Source organism: Poriferisphaera sp. WC338 (genome assembly GCF_050931845.1).
GTDB lineage: Bacteria > Planctomycetota > Phycisphaerae > Phycisphaerales > Phycisphaeraceae > Poriferisphaera.
Map to the genome: position 1 here is coordinate 1189713 of NZ_CP194516.1, position 23764 is coordinate 1213476.

The window sequence follows — 23764 nt, forward strand, 5'->3', positions numbered from 1 at the left end:
TAATGATCTGTATTTGGAATGTTGTCCTTGTACTGCATAGAAGTAAGAAATTTGAAATATTCAATATGTCAACTCACGTGGATTTTGATTTTTTTTATTGGATTCATCCAATTTTATGAAGATGCTCAGGCAAGCATAATATGTATTGGTTCGGCGGATAATCAGAATGAGTTGCCGATAGAGTCGCGATTGGCTTATCAATTTGCTCAAAGCAATTTTGATGTGCGATATGTTAGCATTTCACAGATTCTTCATCATCCCGAAGTACTTGAAGAGGCGGCGACCATATGGTGGCATGAATCAGGCATGCCGAACTTGCCTTCTGGGATAAAACAATCAAAAGTAAAAGAAGCTATTCTCACATGGATTCATAAGGGTGGTAATTTACTGCTTACTGGGTTTTCTCCGCAGTATGTGAAAATACTTGGTTTAAGCCAAGGGCCAAACATAAGTGAGTTTGACCCAACGATTAGCGGGCAGTGGGGGATTACACAGAAGCGACCGCATCCCATTTTTAATGATCTGCCAGCTACATTTTATCTGGCATCGGATGGATATCTCACTAAGAATCGTCTTTGCTGGTGGGATGATCCTTCAAAGTTTAGTGGTGAATGGCTAGGAGATGTTGAACGTAATGGAAACATTGTGGGTGTTGGTGAGATCAAACACGGTGCAGGCCGTGTGCTAGTTGTTGGTGTGGGGGCGTATCAATGGTTTCAGAATCATGCAATCAACTTGAACAAGAAGGTGCTTGAGTTATTTACTAAAAATATGTTGGCATATCTTGATAGAGAGATCACAAGTGAAAACAAGATGCCAGTAGAGCCCATTCGAAACTTACGCAAGCATGTCAAACGTGTTGGGTTAATCGTTAAAGCAAACAGCATTAAATCAATGGATCAAGAAAGTCTTGCCGTTTATCGTTGGTTAAAGAAGCATACAGATGTAAGGCTGATTACATACAAACAGCTTTCTGAAAAGAAAACAATAAAGAAATACGACGTGCTTTGGTGGCATTACTCTCAGAAAGGTATACCAGAGGCGATGCTACGGGGTGATGTCATTCGTCACGTTAAAGATTATCTTCATCAAGGTGGTGGTATCTTGTTGACTCAGTTCGCTACGACATATGCGGCTGATCTGGGATTGGAATACTCTTCCGCGACAACACAGTTAGTTGAACCAAAGCTATCGAGTGGTTGGGGCTATAAAGTTCGTAGCTTGAATCATCCAATTTTTGCTGGGTTGAATGAAACATTTCTTACTGTTTCATCAGGTGTTCAGGTCGATAATTATGTTTGCTGGTGGGATTCGCCACAAAAGACCCGAGGTATCTGGCTTGCCGACATTGAAGTTGGTGCAAATAAGCTGGCGATGTCAGAATATCGACTCGGTCTGGGCAAGGTAATTGTTACTGGCACGGGCGCATATGAGTGGGCCATCGAAGGAAATAAGAAAAGCAACAAATCAAATCTTGAACAGCTGACGCGTAACATGCTTGCTTATCTTGCCGATTCTCATTCTTCAACAGAACGTAAGTTGGTACTTGATGAGAGCACTTCTAATGAAAACCGAAAACTAGCCGCACATTGGTCATTTGATCGAAGCGATGGTTTTCAGGCTGTAGAAAGTGTATCTCAACGAGAAGATGCTGTTGCCAGTTATCTACACGACGCATCATGGCGGGCTGGTGTAAAGGGGCAGTGTTTAGAATTTGATGGTTATTCAACATATGTTGTTAGCGAAGAGCAAAACCTACAATTAAATGGAGATGCATTTACGATTGATGCATGGATTGCGGTTCGTGAATATCCGACTGAATTTGCGCCTATCGTGAATAATTATTCCTCTGGCGCTGGATTCCAGTTCGGACTTACAAAGCACGGCCAGCTTCGCGGTTCAATTAAGACAAGTACGCAATGGCGAGAAATACAGTCTAAAGAAGCTTTAGCCTTAAATGAATGGCTACACGTTGCGATTACTTTTAGGAAGAGTGGGAAACTTTGCTTATACGTAAATGGTAATCTCGTAGCGAGTTCTCGTGCAGGATCAGAATCAATTCAATTTGCATATGACGAAAAGTTACTAATAGGTCGTGATATTAGAACTGGTTTGATTGCTGGCATGTTTCCGACGGGCATGTTTAATGGCTTAATTGATGAGTTGAGAATATTAGGCTTTGAAATGCCACGTGAGCAAATATATAAGACGAACCGTCAGCATCGGCCAATTGCACCTCCTGATTTATCGGTTGCTTATCGTTTCAAGGACGATTTGCATCGACCTCGATACCACGCAATGCCAACACATGCTTGGGCAAATGAACCGCATGGGTTAATTTACTTTCAAGGTCAATACCATATCACGTATCAGGCAAATCCATCTGGGCCGTATTGGAATTATATTCGATGGGGACATTTGGTTAGTGACGATCTAGTTCAATGGAAGCAGAAGTCGGTTGCAATTCGACCAAGCGATGATAGGGAGGATAAATTTGGTATTTGGTCAGGATGTGCAGTTGAGGGAGATGATGGGAAATTGTACTTCTTTTATACAGGGGTTAATGGTTCGGTTGCAAGTATATCTGTAGCGACGTCTAGGGATGGAGAATTATTTAAGAAGCATCACGGAAACCCGCTTATCACGGGGCGCCCAAAGGGTAATTATGATGATTTTCGTGATCCGGTCGTTTGGCGGGATAAGCGAAAACTTTGGCATATGGCAGTAGGTGGCAGCATTCCTAACAAAGGAGGCACGATTCATCATTACACGTCGAAAAATCTAATTAACTGGACTTATACAGGTGAGCCTTTTACCGGAAATCGTAGTACTTCAGGACGATTCTGGGAGATGCCGGTTGTACTCGACTTTAATGGCAAAACATGGCTTGGTGTAACCGAAGTCCCCGGTCGAAACAGTTATTGGGTAGGAACGTGGGAGCATAATCAGTTCATCCCGCTTAGTCCAAATCCAACGCGTCTTGATTTGTTCAATCACTTTTTAAGCCCAACAGTTACAAAAGATGAGAACGGTCACTATGTTGCCATAGGTATTGTTCCAGAGAGCCGATCAAGTGCGGATCAACTCAAAGCAGGTTGGGCACATACTTTTGGGTTGCCAAGGCGGTGGAGGCTGAATGAAGACAACGTGCTTTTGCAATCGCCGCACCCTAGTTTGAAAAATCTTCGTGGGGAGCCCAATGAGAAGATTGTTCAACGATATGTTCTTAAAGAAAACCAATCTGTTGTCGATTTCAATAAGACTGGAGATCAATGCGAAGTTGAGTTAGATCTTGATGTTAAAAATGCAGAAGAGATTTGTTTAGTACTTAGAAAATCGCAAGATGGCAAAGAGCAAACTAAGATTACATATTATCCTAAACAAGGTGAAATTTCGCTAGATCGTTCAGAATCAAGTTTAAGTAATCGTTGGTTGCCACATCATCTTAAAAAGCAAAGAAAGAAATTATTGTTGCCACTTGAGGGTAAAATATACTTCAACATATTCATTGATAAATCTGTGATTGAGTGCTTCATCAATAATCAAGAAGTTTTTTCGACGCGTGTTTATCCTTCAAGATCGGATGCAAATGGTATTGAATTATCCGCGGTCAAAGGTGAAGTAGTTATCAAAAAAATGACAATCTGGTCAATAGGCGACGCGCAAACGGTGGAATATCAGAATGGAAAGTAGTAAAGACATTCTGAAAATTGATGATCTAAGAATCTCATTTCATACGGACGATGGTATTGTGCCAGCGGTTCGAGGTGTTTCTTTAGCAGTCCCTGAAGGTAAGACAGTTGCATTATTAGGTGAAAGCGGCTGCGGGAAGAGCGTAACGGCTCGGGCAATTATGAATTTTATTGATTATCCCGGCAAGCTTGATCGTGGAGCAATACGTTTAAAACGTCAAGGAGCGGGGGGAGCTTATGATGATATATTGAAGCTTCAACCAAATAGCAAACAGATGCGTTGCTTGCGATGGGCTGAAGTAGCCATGATTTTCCAAGATCCAAGGCATTCGTTAACACCGGCGTATACGGTTGGAAACCAGATTGTTGAGGCGATTGTACAGCATCAGAAGATCAGTAAGGTCGAAGCAAAGAGAATCGCCATCTCTCTATTAGATGAGGTTGGCATTCCTGCACCTGCCCGTCGCGTTGATGATTATCCACATCAGATGTCAGGTGGGATGTGTCAGCGAGTGATGATTGCGATGGCGCTAGCGTGTCAGCCACGCTTACTTATTGCGGACGAGCCGACAACGGCACTGGATGTTACGATTCAAGCGCAAATATTAGATTTACTTCGTCGTGTGCAAAAAGAACATGATATGTCGATGCTGCTCATTTCGCACGATATGGGTGTTGTTGCTGAGATGGCGGATGAGGTTGTTGTGATGTATTTAGGTAAGATCGTTGAACACGGAAATGCGATAGACATTTTTGATCGACCGAAGCATCCATATACACAGAAGCTATTCGCGAGTATGCCACGTCCAGACCTTGATCGCTCTATAAGGTTGCCAAGTATACCCGGTACAGTGCCGGATCATTTTCATGTGCCGGATGGATGTCCGTTTCGAGGGAGATGTGAAGAAGAGTTTGAAGCATGTAATAATGAACCAGATTTACTGAGGGTCGTTGATGGTCATTATTGTGCGTGCTGGAAGCATGATGCAAGTGAGGGGGTGATCATATGACAGATGTCGGAATGTATCATCCTAGAAGAGAAGTGATGAGTGGCAATGAAGCGACAATTTTGCGTGTTCGGCAACTTCGAAAGTGGTATCCAATTAAGCGCGGTATATTTCGCAAGACAGTAGGATATATTAAGGCGGTGGATGGCATTGATTTGGAGATTGAGAAGAACGAAACATTGGGTTTAGTAGGGGAGAGTGGTTGTGGCAAGACTACATTTGTGCAGAATTTATTGCGATTAGAGGAACCCACTGGAGGTTGTGTTGAGATTGAGCGAGACGGAGAACTGTGCAATATCACAAGTATGTCTCGTCGCGAATTACGGTCGGTGCGTGGCGAGGTACAGATAATCTTTCAAAGTGCTGCTGCTGCAATGAATCCACAAATGTCGGTTTCAGAAATTATTGCAGAACCGATGCGGATTCATGGTGAAAGTAATCGAAAAAAAATAGATGATCGAGTTTCAGCGTTGCTGCATCAAGTAGGATTAAATCCATATCATGCACGTCGATATCCATCTGCATTTTCAGGTGGTCAATTACAACGAATAGGCATTGCACGTGCTTTGGCGTTAAATCCTAAGTTGATCATCGCTGATGAACCTGTCTCTGCGCTTGATGTTTCTGTGCAGTCACAAATACTCAATCTGCTTAATGATTTGAAAGAGCAGTTGAATCTGACTTATTTATTTATTGCACATAATTTGAATGTCGTGAAGTACCTTAGTGATCGCATTGCGGTGATGTATCTAGGCCGCGTTGTTGAGATTGGCAAAGCGGATGAAATTTACCATACGCCGAAGCATCCTTACACAGAATCATTATTGCAGGCAGTACCGGTTTTGCATCCACGAGAACGAATGCGTGAGCGGCGAATGCTAGAGGGTAATCCGCCGGACCCGGCGCATCTCCCTTCAGGTTGCCCGTTTCATGAAAGATGCATACATGCGACGGAACGGTGTGAGCAAGAAATGCCTGAGTTAATTGATATTTCAATATCTCGTTCCGTTGCGTGCCATCACCAAGACGAGTTGGCATTGGATGGGGGGAAGTGATGACGCAATGTTTTTATAGTTTGATTTGTGTTCTAGTGATAGCTGGAAATCTGTTTGCGAGTAATGACATTACGCCGACAGAAAATCTATTCATGAAGCAGTCGCCGATACTGGAGGAGTTAGTCCAGCGCGGTGAGTTAGAAGTGTTGGCGAATCGCTTGCCAGAAGACCCTATGGTGGTACCGGTTGTTGAGAAGATCGGATATTACGGCGGTACATGGCGAAAGTTCGATTTGACGCCAGACTTTGTAACAATGAAGTTGATGAACGCGTACTATGGTTTAACTCGGTGGAGTCCGGACGCGAAAACGATTCAACCGGGTTTGGCATCATCGTGGGAATATTCAGAAGATGGACGTGTTGTGACGTTTCATTTACGGAAAGGTTTGAAGTGGTCGGATGGTAAGCCTTTTACATCGGATGATATTCTGTTCTGGTGGGAATTGTGTTTACATCCTGGGCATCCATTGAGCCCACCGGACTGGGCATACACGGGTGGAGATTTGATGGATGTTCGAGCGCCGAATGAATACACGATCCAGTTTGCGTTTCAAGAGCCATTTTATTTTGTGCCGCTAATAGTTGGGACAGGATTTTGGTGGCCGGAGACAATGATTCAGCCGCGGCATTATCTATCGCAATTTCATCCAGATCAGAATGAGTTGTATGAAGACTTTAAAACATTTGATCGCAAGCGTGATACAGCTAGTAATCCTGAGCGGCCGACACTTGGGCCGTGGCGTTTGAAGGTGTATTCTTCAACAGGTGATCGTGCTGTGTATGAACGTAATCCTTTTTACTGGGCGGTTGATGAGCATGGGCGACAACTTCCATATATTGACCGTATTGAGGTGATTCGTGTGCAGAATGCCGATGCCGGCCTGATGTACATGATCTCTGGTGCTGTAGATGCTCAGTTCCGTCAAATTGATATTCGCGATTACGCATTACTGAAACGTTTTGCAGATAAGGGTAACTATCAAATTAGGACATGGGAGGAAGGAACCGCAGCGTGGCATGCGATCTTTATTAACTGGTCGGTGATTGATGCGAAAACAAAACAACCAAATGTTAAAAGACGAAAACTGTTTCGAGATGTGAATTTTAGACGTGGATTGGCCGTCGCAATCAATCGGGAGCGGATTAATCAAGTTGTCTGGAATGGATTGAGCCGACCGCAAGCTGCTGCGATTACAGATGAGTCGTGGCATTTCGATTCGCCACGAGGGCAGACTATTCGTGAAGCATGGACGACGAGATGGTCTGAGTATGACGTTAAAAAGGCAAATGCTTATCTTGATGCAGCGGGATTAAGTGAGCGAGATGCGGAAGGATTTCGTCTTTACGATGATGAGCGATTCGAATTACGGCTGGAGTTTTATGATGAACCGTACGCGGCCGATGAGGCTGTATTAATAGAGGAAGATTGGGAACGTGTGGGGGTGCGTACTATTGCTCGTCAAGCAGTCGCAGCCGACCTTGAAAATCGCAGACGTGACGGAATGTTTGATATGTATATGCGTCACAACTCGGAGTTGGATTTATTTACATTCCCTGCATATGTGTTTCCAAATGAAAGTAATTTCTGGCATCCATTGATCGGTAAATACTATGCAACCGCAGGCAAGAAGGGTGAGAAGCCGGTTGGGTTTATGGCAAAGCTTCTTGAGCTTTATGATCAAACAAAGCGCGAACCGGACTTAGCAAGGCGGCACGAACTTGTGTTGGATGCTATTGACATTCAGCTTGAGCATGGGCCTTTTATGATTGGAACGACAGGCAGGCAGAAATCATTGATTCTCCTAAACAAACATATACGCAACATACCAGATTCTGCCATTCTGGGGCCTTGGGCGCAATGTCAACCAGCGTCTTCATTTCCTGAGCAATTCTATTTTGATCGTGCGCGGTTGTTTGGAGAAGATGAGTAAATGGTGCATTACATTGTTAGACGCATCATGATTTTCGCGCCGATGTTGCTCGCGGTATCATTGATTTCGTTTGTGATTATTCAATTGCCTCCAGGCAGTTATCTTGAAGAAGAGATCAGCAGGCTTGAAGCAATGGGTGGTGAGGTTTCACAGTCCCAGATCAAAGCACTTGAGGTGCGATATGGTTTAGACAAACCAATGTGGGAGCAATACCTCATATGGATCAAAGGCATTGTGACGCGTGGTGATTTTGGTGAATCATTTGCATACCAACGAGAAGTTAATGAAATCATCTGGAGTTTTCTGGGATATACAGTGCTTATCTCAGCAACGAGTTTAGCTCTTGTATATTTACTTGCTGTGCCGCTGGGTTGTCTTGCTGCTGTGCAAAAGCATCAAAAAACAGATCATATTATTAGTGGCTTGAGTTTTGTTGGTATGTCGATTCCAGAATTTTTATTAGCCCTCCTATTGTTGGTTTTTGGGCTGTTATATCTTGATTTTGCTTTTGTTGGGTTGTTCTCACCAGAGTTTTACTTTCAACCATGGAGTATGGCAAAGATCTGGGATTTGCTGAAGCATCTGCCAGTACCTGCTGCGGTTGTAGCACTTAATGGTACTGCAGGGCTGATGCGAATTATGCGCGGTAGTATGTTGGATGTACTTGGTCAGGACTACATTCAAACTGCGCGAGCAAAAGGCCTCTCAGAGCAAACTGTGATTAGCAAGCACGCATTGCGTATGGCAATCAATCCAATGATCTCGATTGCAGGCATGAGTTTGCCAACCTTACTTTCGGGATCAGCGATAATCTCAATCGTATTGAATCTACCGACATCGGGATATTTACTTTTTGAGAGTTTGAAGAGCCAAGATATGTATCTTGCCGGGACATTGATATTGATGTTAAGCGTGATGTTATTAGTCGGCAACTTGATTGCAGATGTTGCGCTTGCGATAGCCGATCCGAGGATTCGACTTGAGTAATGAGATGTTAAAAAATGAAGCCGCTCAAGCATTGGACGATCGAGACAGGTTCGAGAACCTGGACGACGGCAATCTTGCTGAAAATATCGAAGTGATGTCGCAGTGGCAGCTATGGTGGCGTCGCTTGCGCAAGTCACGCTTAGGAATGCTAGGCGGTGCAATCGTGTTGGTGTTATATATTTCATCTATTTTTTCAGGATTCATCAGCCCTTACTCACCGAACGAGCAGCATATAAATCATGTTTATGCCCCACCGCAATTTCCGAGTGTGATGAGTGATGATGGTTTACAATGGCCATTCGTCTATGAGTATGCCATGAGTTATTCCGAAGATGGCTTAGAACGGGTTTATGAGTTGGATAAGAGTAAGCGCTTGCCAATCGGTTTGTTTGTACGTGGCGATGAATATTATTTACTTGGTATGATTCCAACAGATATTCATCTTATCGGCGTTGTTAATGGTGAGTGGTTTCCGTTAGGCACAGATCGAATGGGCCGAGATTTACTATCTCGAATACTTCATGGTGGACGAATATCACTCACAATCGGTTTGATTGGTGTACTTATAACGACTTTGCTTGGTGCGTTTATTGGTGCTGTTTCAGGGTATTTTGGAGGATGGATTGATACTGTTGTCCAACGCTGTATTGAACTATTGATGTCTTTCCCTGCGATTCCGCTTTGGATGGCCCTTGCGGCCGCTTTGCCGGCTACGTGGAGTCCAATTCAAGTTTACTTTGGGATCATTTGCATACTATCGCTCGTAGGCTGGGGAGGCTTAGCGCGACAGATTCGTGGGCTTACGCTTTCATACCGCGAGGCGGATTTTGTAAGGGCAGCATTATCGTTTGGTGCCAGTCATTTTTATATCATTCGTAAGCATCTCGTCCCATCTTGCTACAGCTATCTGATTGTTGTTGCAACATTAGCGATACCAGCAACAATTCTCGGAGAAACAGCATTGAGTTTTCTAGGTTTAGGAATACGCCCACCAATGACCAGTTGGGGCGTTTTACTGGAGGAGGCTCAGCACATACGTGTTGTTGTGCAGTCGCCTTGGCTGCTATTACCTGCGGTACCGGTGTTGCTGACTGTCGTTTCATTTAATTTTTTGGGAGATGCGTTACGAGATGCCATAACGCCTGATAGATAATATGACACGGAGATGTGGCGTGGACAACATAACAATTACAGCCGAAGAGAAAATGAAAAATAACGTTATAAATAATAGTCTTGAAAAGGCGATGATGAGTATTCAAGCTGCGTCATCCCAAGTGAATAATGATCCTTTGCGACCCGCATATCATTTTTTACCGCCTGCAAACTGGATGAATGATCCAAATGGAACGCTTTACCATGATGGTTGGTATCATCTTTTCTACCAGCACAATCCATATGATGAAGATTGGGGGCATATCCATTGGGGCCATGCCCGAAGCCGTGACATGCTTCATTGGGAACATTTGCCGGTAGCACTTGTTCCTGACGCTGCTCATGGTGAAGAGCATTGCTGGTCTGGTTGTGCAGTAGTTAATGGGAATGGTGATCCTATGATTTTCTATACCTCGATAGGTAAGGACCATAAAGAGTTCGATTCTGCACAACAATGTTTAGCATTTGGAGATCGCAATTTAATCGAATGGCGTCAAGAAATCAGTCAGCCATTTCTAAGTGAGCAAATGCATAATGGTGTGAAAATATATGACTGGAGAGATCCATATATCTTTGAACATCACAATGAAACTTACATGGTGCTAGGAGGTAATCTTGGTGGGCGTGTAGGAGGGCAGGGTGTTGTCGCGTTATATAAGGCTGACGATCGTACACTCAGGACTTGGCAATATTGTGGGTTGCCATATCAGTGCCTTGATGTAAATGTCAAGCAGTTAGATTGTCCAAACTTGTTCAAGCTTGGCGACAAGTGGGTGCTACTTCATTCACCGTGGCATGGATCAATACGATATTTGGTGGGGGAAATGGATTTTAATAAGCCACGATTTACTGCTTGCCGTGAAGGGTATGTTGATCACGGCCCAGACCTATTTGCTACAAACACCACAATTACACTAGATGGGCGGCTCATAATGTGGGCATGGGTCCGTGGATACAATACGTCACGTGGCTGGAAAGGCTGCATGGCAGTTCCGCGAGAATTGAGTCTAAATAAAAATTATGAGTTAATTCAAAAGCCAATCTCGGAGTTAGATGGTTTGTTCGATCTGAGCAAGTCAATAAAAATGTCGGAACTGCATGGCAAGCAACGTCTTGATAATATTCATGGTTCATCATATGAAGTCAGATGTAAGTTCAGAGTAAAAGATGCAAAACGATTCGGATTACGCTTGTTAGTTTCAGAGGATGGGCGACGTGGTTTCGATATTTGGCATGATGCAGATGGCGTGCATGTAAATGGCACCCCATTGTATGCTGCTCGTGTTGGAGAAGATGATTTGTTAGATATGCGAGTACTGGTAGACCGCTCAGTAATTGAAGTGTTTCTTGAAGATGGTCGAACGACTGTGTCACGTGTGTATTTGCCTGATACCGGCGACGATCGAATTGAGTTGTATGCCGAACAAGGATCAGTTTATCTTGATTCTTTTTGTTACCGCTCACTCAGAAATAGTATGAAAGATATATAGGGATATGAATAACAAACCGATATTTGTGGGAATTGGCGAATCGTTATTCGATTGCTTTCCAGATGGTATGCTACTTGGTGGCGCTCCTCTTAATGTCGCGTATCATGCACACCAGCTAGCACAAGTTTCTGGAGGTTGTGGCGTGGTCTTAAGCCGTATTGGACAAGATGATTTGGGGAAGCGGTTGATTAAGGAACTTGCTGAAAAGGGCATCTGTACAGATTTCGTTCAAGTGGATGAAATGCATGAGACAGGCCGTGTTGATGTAAGTTTTAGCCAAGATGGCGAGCCGGAGTATCAGATCGCGAAAGATGTTGCATGGGATTATCTTGAATATACCGAAGAGATGGCACTGCTTTCGCAGAGAATAGCTGGTGTTGCCTTTGGTACATTGGCACTTCGGAGCAGAACTTCATGTGAATCAATTCTTAGGTTTATAGAAAGTACGAAACAGGCAATACGATTGTATGACGTAAACCTGAGGCCAGAGATTGATTTTTCAATAGTAGAAAAAGCTATTATTGTTTCAAATGTTTTGAAAATGAATGAGTATGAACTGCCAGAACTTGCGAGAATGTTTAGTTTAAAAGCGAGTCCAGAAGCATTTGTTAAGAAATTCAGTCTAAAGGCTGTGGTATTAACACGTGGTAAGCGGGGGACTGTGATAACGACAGATCAGGAGAAAGTTGAGGGTGAGGCAGCGATATTTTCGGCTGATCATGATGCAGATTCTGTTGGAGCTGGTGATGCCTGTGCTGCCGGCGTCATGTATGGCTTAGCAAGTGGTTGGTCATTGCAAAAGACAGTTGATCTTGCAAATAAGTGCGGTGCGTACGTAGCTGGGAAGTTTGGTGCGACGCCAACGCTTCCTGTAGCAGAAATGGTTTGAAGAGGCATCAAATTTTTATAGATATTTCATTTTCGTATGACATTCTGTCGTGGCTGCGCCGTTTGACAAGCGTGCAATTAATAGGTTTTGTGGGCAAAGGTTAGAGTATGCCAGATAATTGAAGTGTTTCACGTCGTACTGGGTAACTCAGCGGGTGACGGGCGGGGTTTCGCCGGTTTTGTTGGTTTCGCGGTGTGGGTTCAGAGGGCGAGAATGTGGCCCCTTTAGCCAGAATCGAAGGTTAGAGGAGGTTGGTAACGAGTTGATGGGTAGACGGACAAATTATCTACCAAACCACACGTATGCCAGTCGTTCCATCTTTGAGGCAGATCATCCTCATCTGCAACAGCAAAGACCATAAGGTTCTTACTATAAGGAATTACCATGTAAAACTCGTTTACTGGTATTCGTTCACCTTGCCAGTCAAGCCAATTCTTTGCAAGGCCTACCCCTTGCCCCAATCTGAAACGTGTGAATGACGGGTCGGTCGCAATAAATTTCCCCGCATCTTGGCCGGTTATAGTTTGGCCAAATTTTGCACGATATAGACCAGCGGTTTTAAATGTTTCTGACGCAAATCCCCACTGGATTCGATTCTTCCTGACGCACACTGCGGCGCATGGAAAATGCGATAGCTGCACCCACCTGACAAGCAAAGAGGTGAATGAGACATCAAGTAGAGTTGCTGTCTCACGCACGTGCTCTAGGGTAGGCTCAATGATTTGATTGATAATTGGTGACAGTAGATAGCTCGGCATTAGTAAGCCTGCCGCAAAAGAATCCGCGTCCTGTTCGATTACTGAGTCCGATTGATATTCCGTATATAATCTGTGGGGTTTCTTTTGGTTAACAAGGTAACGTCTATGATTCTCGATAAAAAATGCTCTAACTCGTGCCCTATCGTAAACTTTACTTTGGGGTGCATGCCCCCTTTGTGTGGCCACTGATTGTATTTTGTGTTGTAGCAAAGGATAAGCATACGTGCTTACACAAAACCGATTAAGCCGGAAAAACATCACGCAAATTAGAGACGTATCAAATCACTAGACTGCTTTAAAGCATAAAGTCCAGCCCATATTTTAGTATCAATCAGAAGTCCCTCTTCGGCGCATTTTTTTAGCCAATCTGAAACGCTGGTTTGTGGAATTTTATGTGTGATGATTGATTCATTTTCAACGCCGCCTCCTTCATGGACTTTCTGAAGCTTCGTAGCTAAGAAGAGCGTAATGATTTCATCGGTTAAGCCGGGAGAAGTCGGGCCAGAGAACAGATATTGCCATTCGCTGACGGTGTATCCAGTTTCTTCAAGCAATTCTCTTTCAGCAGCTGATTGGAGTGATTCGTTAGAGTCAACATCTCCAGAGAGTCCTGCTGGGAATTCAACTACGTGAGCTTTTACTGGTGGGCGATATTGCTCAGTAAATATTATGCGTCCATCAGGCAGAACTGGAATGATACAAACAATGCCGTTTATATTGGGACGAGTTACATACTCCCACTCATCGCGCTGAACTAGATGCAAATATTTACCTTGATACTGGACTTGTGAACGTGAATCAGTCATGATTCATGCTCCTTATTCGTGTAGGTGTAGTTGTGGGTTATCGCCATTAGGGCCATCAATGCGTATTAGACGATCTGGATTTTGGTATTGAGCTACTAAGTATTGAGTCAGATCAATCTGCATCTCTTTCATTTGTTTAAGGTAGTTAGCGCGTTCTGTGTTCTTCTCGTGTAGGTGTTTTAGTTCAAGAATGTTGCTTTCCTGTTCAAACTCCATTTTTTGTTTGTGCTCAGCTTGGTTTTGCTTAATGACTTGTTGGTGAGCTAACTGCTTCATGAGCTGATCATGTTCGGTGCGTTTGTGTTCTAACTCTCTTTGCTGTTTTTCACGGTCAGCTTCACGTGCCAGTTTAAGGTCTGCGAGTTCTTGTGCCTGCTGTTCAGTTTCAGCTTCAAGCTGCAATGCTGTACGTGTTTCAATAGCGTGATCGTGCATTGCTTGAAGCTTGGGGTTTGCTTCATAGCCACGGTATACAACTTTGTTGACCTGATAGCCAATACGTTTGGCACGTGTGATCAAATTGTTATATGCCTCAAGGTTATTTAATTTTTCAGTATCCTGTTTAAATTTCTCAAATAGTCTACTGGCTGCAAAATCAATAATATCGGCAGTGACTGCATTGATAAAATCTGCAACAGGATCATGGGTTTGATCTAACATTCTTTCGATGTCTATGATCTCGAAGAATATCATTAGTTGAACTGTCAATAATGCATCGTCAGCAGTCCTAACATCTTGTACATCAAAATACATTTGATCAGGTATTACTCTCAATTTGGTGAAAGCTAAAGCCGATGGTTTTTTTCGTTTGGGATTGTTTGGATCAGCTCCGTGCCAACTGAAGCGGTGCAGCCACTCATTGGGTTCGGGCATGTACTGTGCTGGTCCTTGCAAAATTCTTCGATTGACTTCTTGCTTGTTTGTGCGTTGATATATAACTACGGCTTCATTCGCATTGATAGGAATGAGTGGTTTTATCTCAATGTTTGCGTGCAACACTGGATCCAGCCAGACAGCTGCTGGCCCGTGTATATGTTTAATGTCTCCGTTTGTGAAACGCACTGCTAAGTATTGATCAGCTTCAGCGCTATAGTTTGTTAGGCTTTCGAATGTTTCTCTAAATAGCCAAAGTCTTTTAGGACCATCGATATATTTTACTTTACCGGCCATATTCCAGACAGCGGCACGTTCACCTTCGCGGATTGTTTTTAATGTTATCATTGCTTACCCCATTCATTAGTCTCATGTATGGTTATGTGTGGTTACAAATCAAATTTGTCAATAATCTCGACGCCTGCAGTGTTTATCTCTTGGATTGCATTGCTACAGTCACCTTCTTGAAGTTCAACACCTCTGCAGCCTTCAAGGATTAGATGTGTATCGAAACCAAGTTGGGCTGCATCTAAAGCGGTGAACTTAACGCAGTAATCGGTGGCCAAGCCCATGATGTAAATGCTTTTTGCATTGTGTTGAATCAGTACGTCCCTTAATTCGGTTTCTTTAAGTTGCCCGTTATCAAAGAACCCGCTGTAACTATCGATCTGGGTATCTGTGCCTTTATAGACAATGTGATGGATCAGATCGCGGTTGAGATTTTCACATAGCTCTGCGCCATAGGTGTTTTGTATGCAGTGGTCTGGCCAAAGTATTTGATCTAATTTGTTCAGTGGAATTAAATCACCAACGTTATAGTCAGGATGTTGACTAGCAAAAGATTGGTGATTTGCGGGGTGCCAATCTTGAGTAGCAATTACTAGATCAAAATGAGGCATGATTTTGTTTGCGACATCAACGACTTCGTTGCCGTTAGGAACAGCCAAGTTGCCTTGAGGTTTGATTGCTGTTTGTGGCGTGAAATCGTTTTGGATATCTACCAATATGAGCGTTTTCATGGTTGGGTTTCCTTTAGTAAGGTGGTGCGAGTCTGCGGAGTCCATGCCCTAAAACGATGGGAATGAACGCAATATTACGAATCAACAAACATATAGGATTGACAGTTGGTGGCTTTTGGTTTGAATGACCGTCAGTTAAAGCTTCAGATAATTCAGTGAGCCATTGGGTAGAGCAGGGCCATTCTGCAAGGTTATTAATCCAATCTGATGGGATTGAAGCAACCCCATATTCAGTACCTGCAAGAGCTCCAACGATTGCTGCAATAGTGTCAGTGTCGCCGCCTAACTTGATGGCATCTTCAACTGCAGCACGAAAGTTATTGCGATTAAAGAGCCAACAATAAAGAGCGACAGGCACTGTGTGATTGATGTAGCCGCTGATGCCATTATTTAGGCCGATTGACTTCGCGTACTCTACGGGAAGTTGATTTTGACTCAAAGATGCTTGCGCTTTTTGCAAATGATTAATGAGTTCATTATCAGAAGCGACTGCTAATAAGTCCTCTAATAAATCAACGGATTCGAGTATGGGTTGTGTGTTGCTCGTGAGAATATGCGTGGCTGTGGCAATCAGCAATGCGCCCTGAAAAGCACGTGGGTCTGTATGCGTAATGAGCGTAGATGCCTTGATGAGGTCACGAAGATGCGTATCGTCTTGAGCAAGTATACCTAGCAAAGCACTTCTCATAGCTGGCCCATTGCCTGCACTTTTAACTCCACTATGTTTGCCAAAGCCAAGCCAAAGTTTGATGCATGCTCGAAGTGTACCGAGACCTACACCAGCAGGTAATCTGACAAACCACCATCTCAAACGCTTAGCGAACTGACGTCGAAATTCATCAGGTTGTCCTTGCGAAGCGATGTAGGCTTGAGCAACCATGATGGTGTGTTCGGTGTCATCACTGCATAAGCCGCGTTTTAGAAGTAAAGTATGTTCTATTGGTTTGTTGCTGAATAACTTCTTGGCTCTTCTTTGGCTTATTCCTTCTCTTGGCAAGCCAAGTGCATCACCGACTGCTGTTCCTAATATGCACCCTTTGATTTTTTGGCTTGTATCCATGATTTGCTCCGGAATCTTGTAGTTCGTTTAGAGTTCGAAATTGAACCCTTTTTTCGTTTTTCGATCGTATTTTTTCTTGTCGAATCGATAGAGGCGAGCGGCCCGATGAGCGACATCTTTCTCAATTTCATTCAGCTCAATCAGGATATCCATACTCAAGATTTTTTTGCGGAAGTTTCGCTTATCCAAGGAGCGGTCTAAAACCGTTTCATATAGGTTTTGTAGTTGTCTCAATGGAAACTTAGGTGGCAATAACTCAAAGCCAATGGGTTGATATCTGAGCTTTCCTCTTAAACGTTCGAGGGCTGTGTCTAGTATGTGCTCATGATCGAACGCCAATTTAGGCAGATCGTTGATAGAGAACCAAGCTGCGTTTCTGGCATCTGTACTGGCCTTAATGTTATGGCCTTCAAGATTTACCAGTGCGTAGTAGGCGACAGTAATAACACGCTCTCTGGGATCTCTTTTTGTTTCGCCGAAGGTGTAGAGTTGCTCGAGGTAAATGTTTTTTACCCCGGTTTCCTCTTCCAATTCGCGGCGGGCAGCTTCGTCCAAAGTTTCTTCAACCTGGACGAAGCCCCCCGGAAGTGCCCACTGTCCCGCGAATGGTTTTATGTCTCTTTCGATCAGCATGACCTGTAGGTCGTCCTCATCTAATGCGAAAACGACGATGTCTACGGTGAGTGCTGGTCTTGGGTATTTGTATGTGTGTGCCATGATTATCCTCACAGTGTTTGATTTACATTAAGCATAATGTATAGATTACACTAAGTCAATCGGCAAATATAAAAAATAACTTGATTAAAACAAAGCGTATTGCATAAATAAACTTTATTAGTTGGTCACAACAGCTAGTAATTCCTCGATTTCACGCTTATATCCGCCTGAAAGAATGGGGAATCGGCACCACGTCTTCGGATCCAGATTTTTGTCATCAACATGGAAACTTGGTGCGTAACGCTCGCGTTTCCACTGATTGCGGCACCAGAGTGTATAGAAACGAGCAATCCATGGAGGCAATAATTGATCGTACTCTGGGTATTGAGGTAGTAGTGCAGCAAGCGTTTCCTTAGGTGCTTTTTTGCGGCCAATCGCTTCATTCTCGATCGCATCCAAAATCTCATAAGGCATGAGATCGTCTTCATCTGTTTGATGTTGCTCAGCGGGGCGAAGCTCTGCAGTCGGTGTCAGTTGGTTAACTGCTTTGACTGCATCGATGGGTCCGACGTCATGTGGCCCATGTTTCTCTAGCCATACAAGCCAGTTTCTAAGGAACGCTTTGTTGATGCCTGCGATAGGACTAATGCCACCACAAGTATCACCATCCATCGTGGCATAACCGACCGCTGCTTCTGAACGATTGCTCGTTGCTAAAAGCAGTTTGTTTTCGATATTTGCCAACATCCAAACGCCTGGTGCACGCACTCTTGCTTGAATGTTTTGTAATGCAATATCATCTTTTTCCCAGTTAAGCTCACGTTTAATACCGCCTTCGATCATTGTTGTGTATTGTTTTACAATAGGATCGATGTCGAACTCATAATGTGTCGAGCCGATGCAATCAGCAACTGTTTTCGCAGCCAATCGTGTTGCATCCGAACTGTTTTGTGTTGCTTGGTATGCGGTCGTGAGTATATGCTTTGTGATTGCGGTGGCTGGAGAGTCAGCTAAAACTGCTGGCTGATCAATACCAAGTTCTTTGCATAATTCTTCAGCACTCTTGTGTTTCAATGCGAAATCAATCATTAAATAGACAAGGCAAGTGACTGCTGTTGAATCAGCGCCACCGCTTAAAGAAACGATAAAGCCTTGCGATCTTGATTTGCGTGCGTAGTCATATAATCCCAGTGCAATGGCTCTCGAGAATTCCTCTTCGTGCAGATACGCGTCATGTTCCCATGCTGCTTCATTTAAAGGGTTAGATTCAGCGATTGCTTGGGGAACTTCAAAATCAACATTGATGATGCCATCTTTTGTATCAGGCGTATATTGCCGACTGGCGAGCTGAGCTTTTGATGTACGTATATCGTCAATATCGAGTACTGCATGCGTGATTTGATGCGGTGTAAAACCAAAACGTGGGCCTGCTGCTAAAAGTTTGCCGTTAGCAGCAATGAGCGTTCCGCCATCATACACAGCGCGGCCGGCCTCATTGCCTACCAAATTGCTGTAGGCATAGCCAACACCAAAGGCGCGTGAACTCTCGGTAACAAGCTGCTTTCTTGTTTTGTGTTTACTGAATGAAAAGTGACTTGCACTCGTGTTCAGAATTAAATCCACATCACGATTAGCAAGGTGTGCAGCAGGCCTTTGTGATGCCCACGCATCCTCACAAATTTCAAAGCCTAATCGTATATCACCTAACTGAAAAACTAAATCGCCAAAAGGTATTGTTTGGTTTTCCAGTTGCAAAACATCAGTACTGCCTTCTTGCCATGCTTTAAACCAGCGTGGTTCATAGTGCAGACCATTCCCCGCCAATTGTTGCTTTGGAACGATACCAACGACCTGGCCGTCAACAACAAAAGCACATGCATTAAACAATAAGCTGTTGTGCATGATTGGTAAGCCGAATGTCGTTGCAATGCCCTTGGTATGCGGTAGTAACTCCCAAAGAATTTGCCGTGCCATACGCCTTGTTTCAGGTGCAAAAAAAGCATCTTCACAGCCATAACCTGTAATGCATAATTCAGGTAAGCATAAAAGACCTACTTCTTTTTCCTGAGCTTCTTTTATTGCATTTAATATGTTTGAGGCATTGCTGTCCCAATCAAGTGGCGTCTGATTTAAAGCTGCGCTTCCTACGCGTACTAATCTCATAGCTCTATCTCCGTCGTCACAACATGATCACGTGCATCCTCAATTAGCTGATTGCGCAATGCATGCAAATTCAGTTCCAAACCAACAGGATATTCATGTGGGTTCATAAAACGCTTTGTACCCGGATGCAGCATGGCGAGCTGATCTTTAACGTAATCACGTATCTCATTTGTACTGCGATTACTGCAAACAGCTTCACCTTGACGCATAATCGGAATCAACAAATCCTCGCAAGTAGACTCTGTATTGATCTTCTTGTGACGTGTTGGATCTTTTGGGTCAACAATGGTATTCGCATGCTTTATTTCCGTGAGTTCATCGTAGATCATGTCAGCAACAAATCCCTGCTCATTCTTAAATCGCTTGACTTGTAGCATGCCTGGAATCGAAGTCTTGATAACTTGTTCAGACATTTTCATGCGTGGCTTCCATTGCCCGTTCGTATCGCGTATCGCGCCAAGTTTGTAAACGCCACCAAGTGCAGGTTGATCGAATGAAGTCGCAAGTTTCGTGCCAACGCCCCAAACAGCGATCTGAGCGTTTTGTAACTTCAAATTCTGAATAATGTTTTCATCAAGATCATTCGACGCAACAATCGCAGCATTTTTAAACCCAGCATCATCCAGCAAGCGGCGAGCTTCAATACTAAGGTATGCAAGGTCGCCCGAATCAAGTCGTATGCCAACCATCTCGTGGCCATTCAATCTCAATTGCTTACCTACTTCTATCGCATTCTTTACACCTGCCAGTGTGTCGTATGTGTCAACAAGAAAGACACAATTATTAGGCATTGATTCTGCATACCGTTCAAATGCTTCGTACTCGTCATCAAACGACATCACCCAGCTATGAGCATGCGTGCCACGAACAGGAATGCCGAACAACTTTCCAGCAAGCACATTGGATGTAGCATCACAGCCACCAATATAAGCAGCACGGCTCGCAGTAAGTGCACCATCAATCCCTTGTGCTCGACGTAACCCAAACTCAAGTACATCATCATCGCCAGCAGCCGAGCATATGCGCGATGCTTTCGTCGCAATTAGTGTTTGAAAATTGATGATGTTAAGCAGAGCAGTTTCAATGATCTGAGCTTGTAGTATTGGACCACGTATGCGAATGATTGGTTCATTGCCAAATACCAATGAACCTTCAGGAACAGCATCGACATCGCAGGTGAACTGCAAATCAGACAAATATGAAAGAAAACCATTTTCAAACAATGGCTGCCCATCATTGCCATTCAATGACGCAAGATATTCCAGATCTTCATCGTTGAAATGAAAATCGGTCATCAAATCAATTGCTTGCTCGAGCCCCGCTGTAATCGCATACCCACCATTAAATGGCGGCTTACGAAAAAATAAATGAAACACAGATTCACGATCCTCGTAGTTCTGCTTCCAATAGCCATAAGCCATCGTCAGTTGATAGAGATCGGTGAGCAATGTTAGCGGCGTTCGATAGATTTTGTTTAATTGCCCCATTGGGTCTCTCCTTAAGATAGTGTGAAAATAACACTAAGAAGTGGGGGTGTCAAGTAAATATTATGTGGGTGGTGTTGTGCCTTCGCCATAGGTAAGTTCTGATGATATTACATATATGTAATGCTTTTTAGGTAATGGACTTGCGATGCCTATTATTCTTGGAGATTCGACAAATAAGTGAACGAAATTTGGTTTACATGCTAGGAGAGCTTGGATATGAGATCTCAGGAATTTGGATTTCGCTTATTGTTTTTCTACTTTCAATAGCTTGAATGAGTGCTTTGATGTTTGAGTGCTCTGAAGAAGGCAACGAAGAAAACTGTGAAGAAGTCAGTTAGAAAGAAAGCAATCAAGAAGAAGCACAAATGGAAACTGTCGGATGCATTGGGACCAAGACCGATCGGCAAGACGATGGGCTTGGGCGTTGAGCAAACATGGGTGGTCGTGTTTCGAAAGAATGCATTGGCCTCTCAAAGACGAAAGAAAACAGATGAACAGATTACAGCGTTTATGAAAGCAGAGTTTCCCGCACGCAACTCTGCAGTGTTTGATCGTGTGTCCAGTGTTCGCAGCAAATACAACAAAGGTGATTTGACTGGTGGCTGTCTGCCTCCATTTATGGTTGTGCATAAATATGATAAGCACGGCAACATCATCGATGGCCGGGGCAGGCCAAAAGGCAGCAAGAACAAACTGAAAAAGAAAAAGTGAATACCGGGCCACAGTTGAAAACCGCTGAGGGCCGAAGACGTGTGGCTTGCAGCGTTTTTTTGTGTGCACGGTTTACTGTGTGTCACCGTCGAAACCGACAAAACCGACGAAACCGACGAAAGCTAGCAAAGGTGGTATGAAGTTTGAAGGTTCATGCGTTTGCGATTCAATTTTCTTGATGAGTGAGACCTGATTTTGATCGATTTCATATTAAGCATTCCGATACTGCTTGTTCACGTGTTTTAGCAAAATGAACTTGACCATTAGGTTTGATCATCGCTGCATACAGTCCGTCATGGCAATAATATGAAAGAACTGCTCCCTTATCTGTAGAGTGGGTTTGGATAGCAATAGAATTTATACCAGATGAAAACAATCTTTTAATTCGATTGATAATTTGAGTGAAATTATGGATAAAATCTTCAATGCTTGTTAGAGGTATTGGGTCATTATTGGGGTTGGGATCAACTGCAAGCAATTTGCAATACACGCTAGCTTCTGCCATCTTCTTTAAGAGAAGAGGAATATTTTTATAAGTAAACTCGATAACTTCTTGTGGATCATTAAGTTCATTAGGATCCCATAAATTCAGAAACTCTAAAGCCTTTTTCCGATTACTGAATAAATACAGAATTGTTTGGTTGTCTCCCCCGTTATTACAAGGGACATTAACGAACATTAACGATTGATCCTGTTTTCTTGCGATGCCAAATAACGGCAATTCTATCTAAAATTTAAATTTATCATTCGTTGGTGTAATGTTTTTTTATTTTCTGGAAATAATGGGGCTAATATTTGTTGAGTATTTTCGGCTGCCTCGGATTTAGATATTGAAGGTTCAATGCAACAATATGCGGGTTTAACAATATTCTGAATGAGTTGTTTAGTCAGTTTGTTTGAACATAGTAGCCAAAATAAAGGTAACTCATCAAAGAGCATAATTGGGGTGAAAGTTGCTGCAAGTTCACTATCTGCTTTAGTTGGCATTTTGCTTTTACACGCTGATTTAAAGCAATGGTGTATAGCTCCTGCTAGTAGATCTGCAGCTTGAATTAAAGGGCTTGATTTGGAATCCATCATCTCAAATTTTGTTACATGTTCAAGATTTGAATAGATTAGATTGCTTTGAGGATGTAGTGTGAATATTCGAGGCATTCTTCTATGTAATTCGTAAATTTTCTCGTAGCCCTCTTGGTATGTATGCTGCTGATCATGAATTAATGTAAGTGAATTTACATGCCCAATTCTACCTAAATACTCCATTTGCATAAGAAAGTTAACTAAACAAGGTGTATTTAATGTGGCAAATACCTCGCCCAAATCTGAAATTTCTGCTTCGGCATTGGCTATATCTGCAATGTGCGATTTGCAGCCTCCAATTAGCTTGGATAATTCAGGAGAGACTTCCGATTCAATAACACGCTCTACATGTTCGAGAGCTTCTTTGAGTCCATCTGCAGTTGGTTGTCTATAGGCTTGGGCAAAAAGTGCAATGGTTTTGTCTGATAACGTATTGTAGAGGGTGTTTGCAATTTCTTGTTTAGTTTGTACATCATTCGTGAAGGCGTCATTCACAATGTCGTTATACGTAGGGTCTATAAATGTTTCTACGATTTTACCTGCAACACAATAGCGTTTTTCCGCAACCAGATATATAGGCAGGCATTTCAGTTCGTTGAGTTTGTTAAAAAACGATGCGCATATCTGTTTTGAGTGTTCATTCCTTAATATAGCTGAGGCTTTTAATTCTTTTCTTTGGGGGAAATGTTCGTTCTTGAAACTAGCAATATAATTATTGACAGCTTCAATGTCTGCATCTTTAACTAGCCAGCCTGCAAGAACATAAAAAGGTTGATTGTTATCGAGATAGTTTGGTCCAGAGTTACCCGATTCGTCACAGAAGACTGTTGCATTAGTTGACACGATCTCCGTTTGTGGTATCCAAAGTCCGGAGTGTGTTTGAGTATACTCATCCATAATGGTAGTCACAATTTATCGAGGGTATAGCGACAAAAAACTAACATATT

The 23764-nt window shown here is 43.2% G+C and carries 18 protein-coding genes; 9 read left to right on the top strand and 9 right to left on the bottom strand.

The window, feature by feature from the left end:
- Positions 1-51: 51 nt before the first annotated feature.
- The 8 genes from ACQ6WK_RS04815 to ACQ6WK_RS04850 all read left to right on the top strand — a co-directional run bounded on the left by ACQ6WK_RS04815 (position 52) and on the right by ACQ6WK_RS04850 (position 12203).
- Positions 52-3693, top strand: a complete 3642-nt coding sequence (locus tag ACQ6WK_RS04815) for a DUF4960 domain-containing protein (RefSeq protein ID WP_432799612.1) — start codon at positions 52-54, stop codon at positions 3691-3693.
- Positions 3683-4702, top strand: coding sequence for an ABC transporter ATP-binding protein (locus tag ACQ6WK_RS04820; protein ID WP_432799613.1), 1020 nt, complete (start codon positions 3683-3685; stop codon positions 4700-4702). The genes ACQ6WK_RS04815 and ACQ6WK_RS04820 overlap by 11 nt, the downstream gene beginning before the upstream one ends.
- Positions 4699-5754: an ABC transporter ATP-binding protein gene (locus tag ACQ6WK_RS04825; RefSeq protein ID WP_432799614.1), complete on the top strand. Its 1056-nt coding sequence runs from the start codon at positions 4699-4701 to the stop codon at positions 5752-5754. The genes ACQ6WK_RS04820 and ACQ6WK_RS04825 overlap by 4 nt, the downstream gene beginning before the upstream one ends.
- The gene (locus ACQ6WK_RS04830; RefSeq protein ID WP_432799615.1) at positions 5754-7685 is read left to right on the top strand and encodes an ABC transporter substrate-binding protein; all 1932 of its coding nucleotides are present in this window, start codon (positions 5754-5756) and stop codon (positions 7683-7685) included. Before ACQ6WK_RS04825 ends, ACQ6WK_RS04830 begins: the two co-directional genes overlap by 1 nt.
- Positions 7686-8672, top strand: coding sequence for an ABC transporter permease (locus ACQ6WK_RS04835; protein WP_432799616.1), 987 nt, complete (start codon positions 7686-7688; stop codon positions 8670-8672).
- Between the two features lie 94 nt (positions 8673-8766).
- Entirely contained in the window at positions 8767-9825 is a 1059-nt protein-coding gene (locus ACQ6WK_RS04840) for an ABC transporter permease (RefSeq protein ID WP_432800375.1), read from the top strand.
- 19 nt (positions 9826-9844) lie between these two features.
- Entirely contained in the window at positions 9845-11314 is a 1470-nt protein-coding gene (locus ACQ6WK_RS04845) for a glycoside hydrolase family 32 protein (RefSeq protein WP_432799617.1), read from the top strand.
- Between the two features lie 4 nt (positions 11315-11318).
- Complete coding sequence (locus ACQ6WK_RS04850) at positions 11319-12203, top strand: PfkB family carbohydrate kinase (RefSeq protein WP_432799618.1); 885 nt, start codon at positions 11319-11321, stop codon at positions 12201-12203.
- 1024 nt (positions 12204-13227) lie between these two features.
- Here ACQ6WK_RS04850 and ACQ6WK_RS04855 read toward each other — a convergent pair.
- From ACQ6WK_RS04855 to ACQ6WK_RS04885, 7 genes are all read right to left on the bottom strand, one after another.
- A complete protein-coding gene (locus ACQ6WK_RS04855) occupies positions 13228-13767 on the bottom strand; it encodes an NUDIX hydrolase (protein WP_432799619.1) in 540 nt (179 codons plus the stop codon).
- A gap of 12 nt (positions 13768-13779) precedes the next feature.
- Positions 13780-14988 (bottom strand): hypothetical protein, encoded by a 1209-nt coding sequence (locus ACQ6WK_RS04860; RefSeq protein ID WP_432799620.1) that lies wholly within the window; start codon positions 14986-14988, stop codon positions 13780-13782.
- Between the two features lie 41 nt (positions 14989-15029).
- A complete protein-coding gene (gene pncA, locus ACQ6WK_RS04865) occupies positions 15030-15659 on the bottom strand; it encodes a bifunctional nicotinamidase/pyrazinamidase (RefSeq protein ID WP_432799621.1) in 630 nt (209 codons plus the stop codon).
- A 13-nt stretch (positions 15660-15672) separates the two neighbouring features.
- On the bottom strand, positions 15673-16719 hold the full coding sequence (locus ACQ6WK_RS04870; RefSeq protein WP_432799622.1) for an ADP-ribosylglycohydrolase family protein: 1047 nt from the start codon (positions 16717-16719) through the stop codon (positions 15673-15675).
- A 27-nt stretch (positions 16720-16746) separates the two neighbouring features.
- Entirely contained in the window at positions 16747-17436 is a 690-nt protein-coding gene (locus tag ACQ6WK_RS04875; RefSeq protein WP_432799623.1) for an NUDIX hydrolase, read from the bottom strand.
- 117 nt (positions 17437-17553) lie between these two features.
- Positions 17554-19539 carry an NAD(+) synthase gene (gene nadE, locus ACQ6WK_RS04880; RefSeq protein WP_432799624.1) on the bottom strand — a complete coding sequence of 662 codons (1986 nt, stop codon included), beginning with the start codon at positions 19537-19539 and terminating at the stop codon, positions 17554-17556.
- Positions 19536-21026: a nicotinate phosphoribosyltransferase gene (locus ACQ6WK_RS04885; RefSeq protein ID WP_432799625.1), complete on the bottom strand. Its 1491-nt coding sequence runs from the start codon at positions 21024-21026 to the stop codon at positions 19536-19538. The genes nadE and ACQ6WK_RS04885 overlap by 4 nt, the downstream gene beginning before the upstream one ends.
- Positions 21027-21314: 288 nt before the next feature.
- On the opposite strand from ACQ6WK_RS04885, the gene ACQ6WK_RS04890 reads away from it, so the two are divergent.
- Entirely contained in the window at positions 21315-21737 is a 423-nt protein-coding gene (locus ACQ6WK_RS04890; protein WP_432799626.1) for a hypothetical protein, read from the top strand.
- Positions 21738-21942: 205 nt separating this feature from the next.
- On the opposite strand, the gene ACQ6WK_RS04895 is transcribed toward ACQ6WK_RS04890, so the two are convergent.
- The gene (locus tag ACQ6WK_RS04895) at positions 21943-22416 is read right to left on the bottom strand and encodes a hypothetical protein (RefSeq protein ID WP_432799627.1); all 474 of its coding nucleotides are present in this window, start codon (positions 22414-22416) and stop codon (positions 21943-21945) included.
- 44 nt (positions 22417-22460) lie between these two features.
- Positions 22461-23660 carry a DUF3800 domain-containing protein gene (locus tag ACQ6WK_RS04900; protein ID WP_432799628.1) on the bottom strand — a complete coding sequence of 400 codons (1200 nt, stop codon included), beginning with the start codon at positions 23658-23660 and terminating at the stop codon, positions 22461-22463.
- Positions 23661-23764 lie beyond the last annotated feature (104 nt).

What these genes read in the sequence shown, in the direction of transcription:
- ACQ6WK_RS04820 (WP_432799613.1), top strand. Translation starts at nt 3,683, where the DNA reads ATGGAAAGTAGTAAAGACATTCTGAAAATTGATGATCTAAGAATCTCA.
- ACQ6WK_RS04825 (WP_432799614.1), top strand. Translation starts at nt 4,699, where the DNA reads ATGACAGATGTCGGAATGTATCATCCTAGAAGAGAAGTGATGAGTGGC.
- ACQ6WK_RS04830 (WP_432799615.1), top strand. Translation starts at nt 5,754, where the DNA reads ATGACGCAATGTTTTTATAGTTTGATTTGTGTTCTAGTGATAGCTGGA.
- ACQ6WK_RS04835 (WP_432799616.1), top strand. Translation starts at nt 7,686, where the DNA reads ATGGTGCATTACATTGTTAGACGCATCATGATTTTCGCGCCGATGTTG.
- ACQ6WK_RS04840 (WP_432800375.1), top strand. Translation starts at nt 8,767, where the DNA reads ATGTCGCAGTGGCAGCTATGGTGGCGTCGCTTGCGCAAGTCACGCTTA.
- ACQ6WK_RS04850 (WP_432799618.1), top strand. Translation starts at nt 11,319, where the DNA reads ATGAATAACAAACCGATATTTGTGGGAATTGGCGAATCGTTATTCGAT.
- ACQ6WK_RS04855 (WP_432799619.1), bottom strand. Translation starts at nt 13,767, where the DNA reads ATGACTGATTCACGTTCACAAGTCCAGTATCAAGGTAAATATTTGCAT.
- ACQ6WK_RS04860 (WP_432799620.1), bottom strand. Translation starts at nt 14,988, where the DNA reads ATGATAACATTAAAAACAATCCGCGAAGGTGAACGTGCCGCTGTCTGG.
- pncA (WP_432799621.1), bottom strand. Translation starts at nt 15,659, where the DNA reads ATGAAAACGCTCATATTGGTAGATATCCAAAACGATTTCACGCCACAA.
- ACQ6WK_RS04870 (WP_432799622.1), bottom strand. Translation starts at nt 16,719, where the DNA reads ATGGATACAAGCCAAAAAATCAAAGGGTGCATATTAGGAACAGCAGTC.
- ACQ6WK_RS04875 (WP_432799623.1), bottom strand. Translation starts at nt 17,436, where the DNA reads ATGGCACACACATACAAATACCCAAGACCAGCACTCACCGTAGACATC.
- nadE (WP_432799624.1), bottom strand. Translation starts at nt 19,539, where the DNA reads ATGAGATTAGTACGCGTAGGAAGCGCAGCTTTAAATCAGACGCCACTT.
- ACQ6WK_RS04885 (WP_432799625.1), bottom strand. Translation starts at nt 21,026, where the DNA reads ATGGGGCAATTAAACAAAATCTATCGAACGCCGCTAACATTGCTCACC.
- ACQ6WK_RS04895 (WP_432799627.1), bottom strand. Translation starts at nt 22,416, where the DNA reads ATGTTCGTTAATGTCCCTTGTAATAACGGGGGAGACAACCAAACAATT.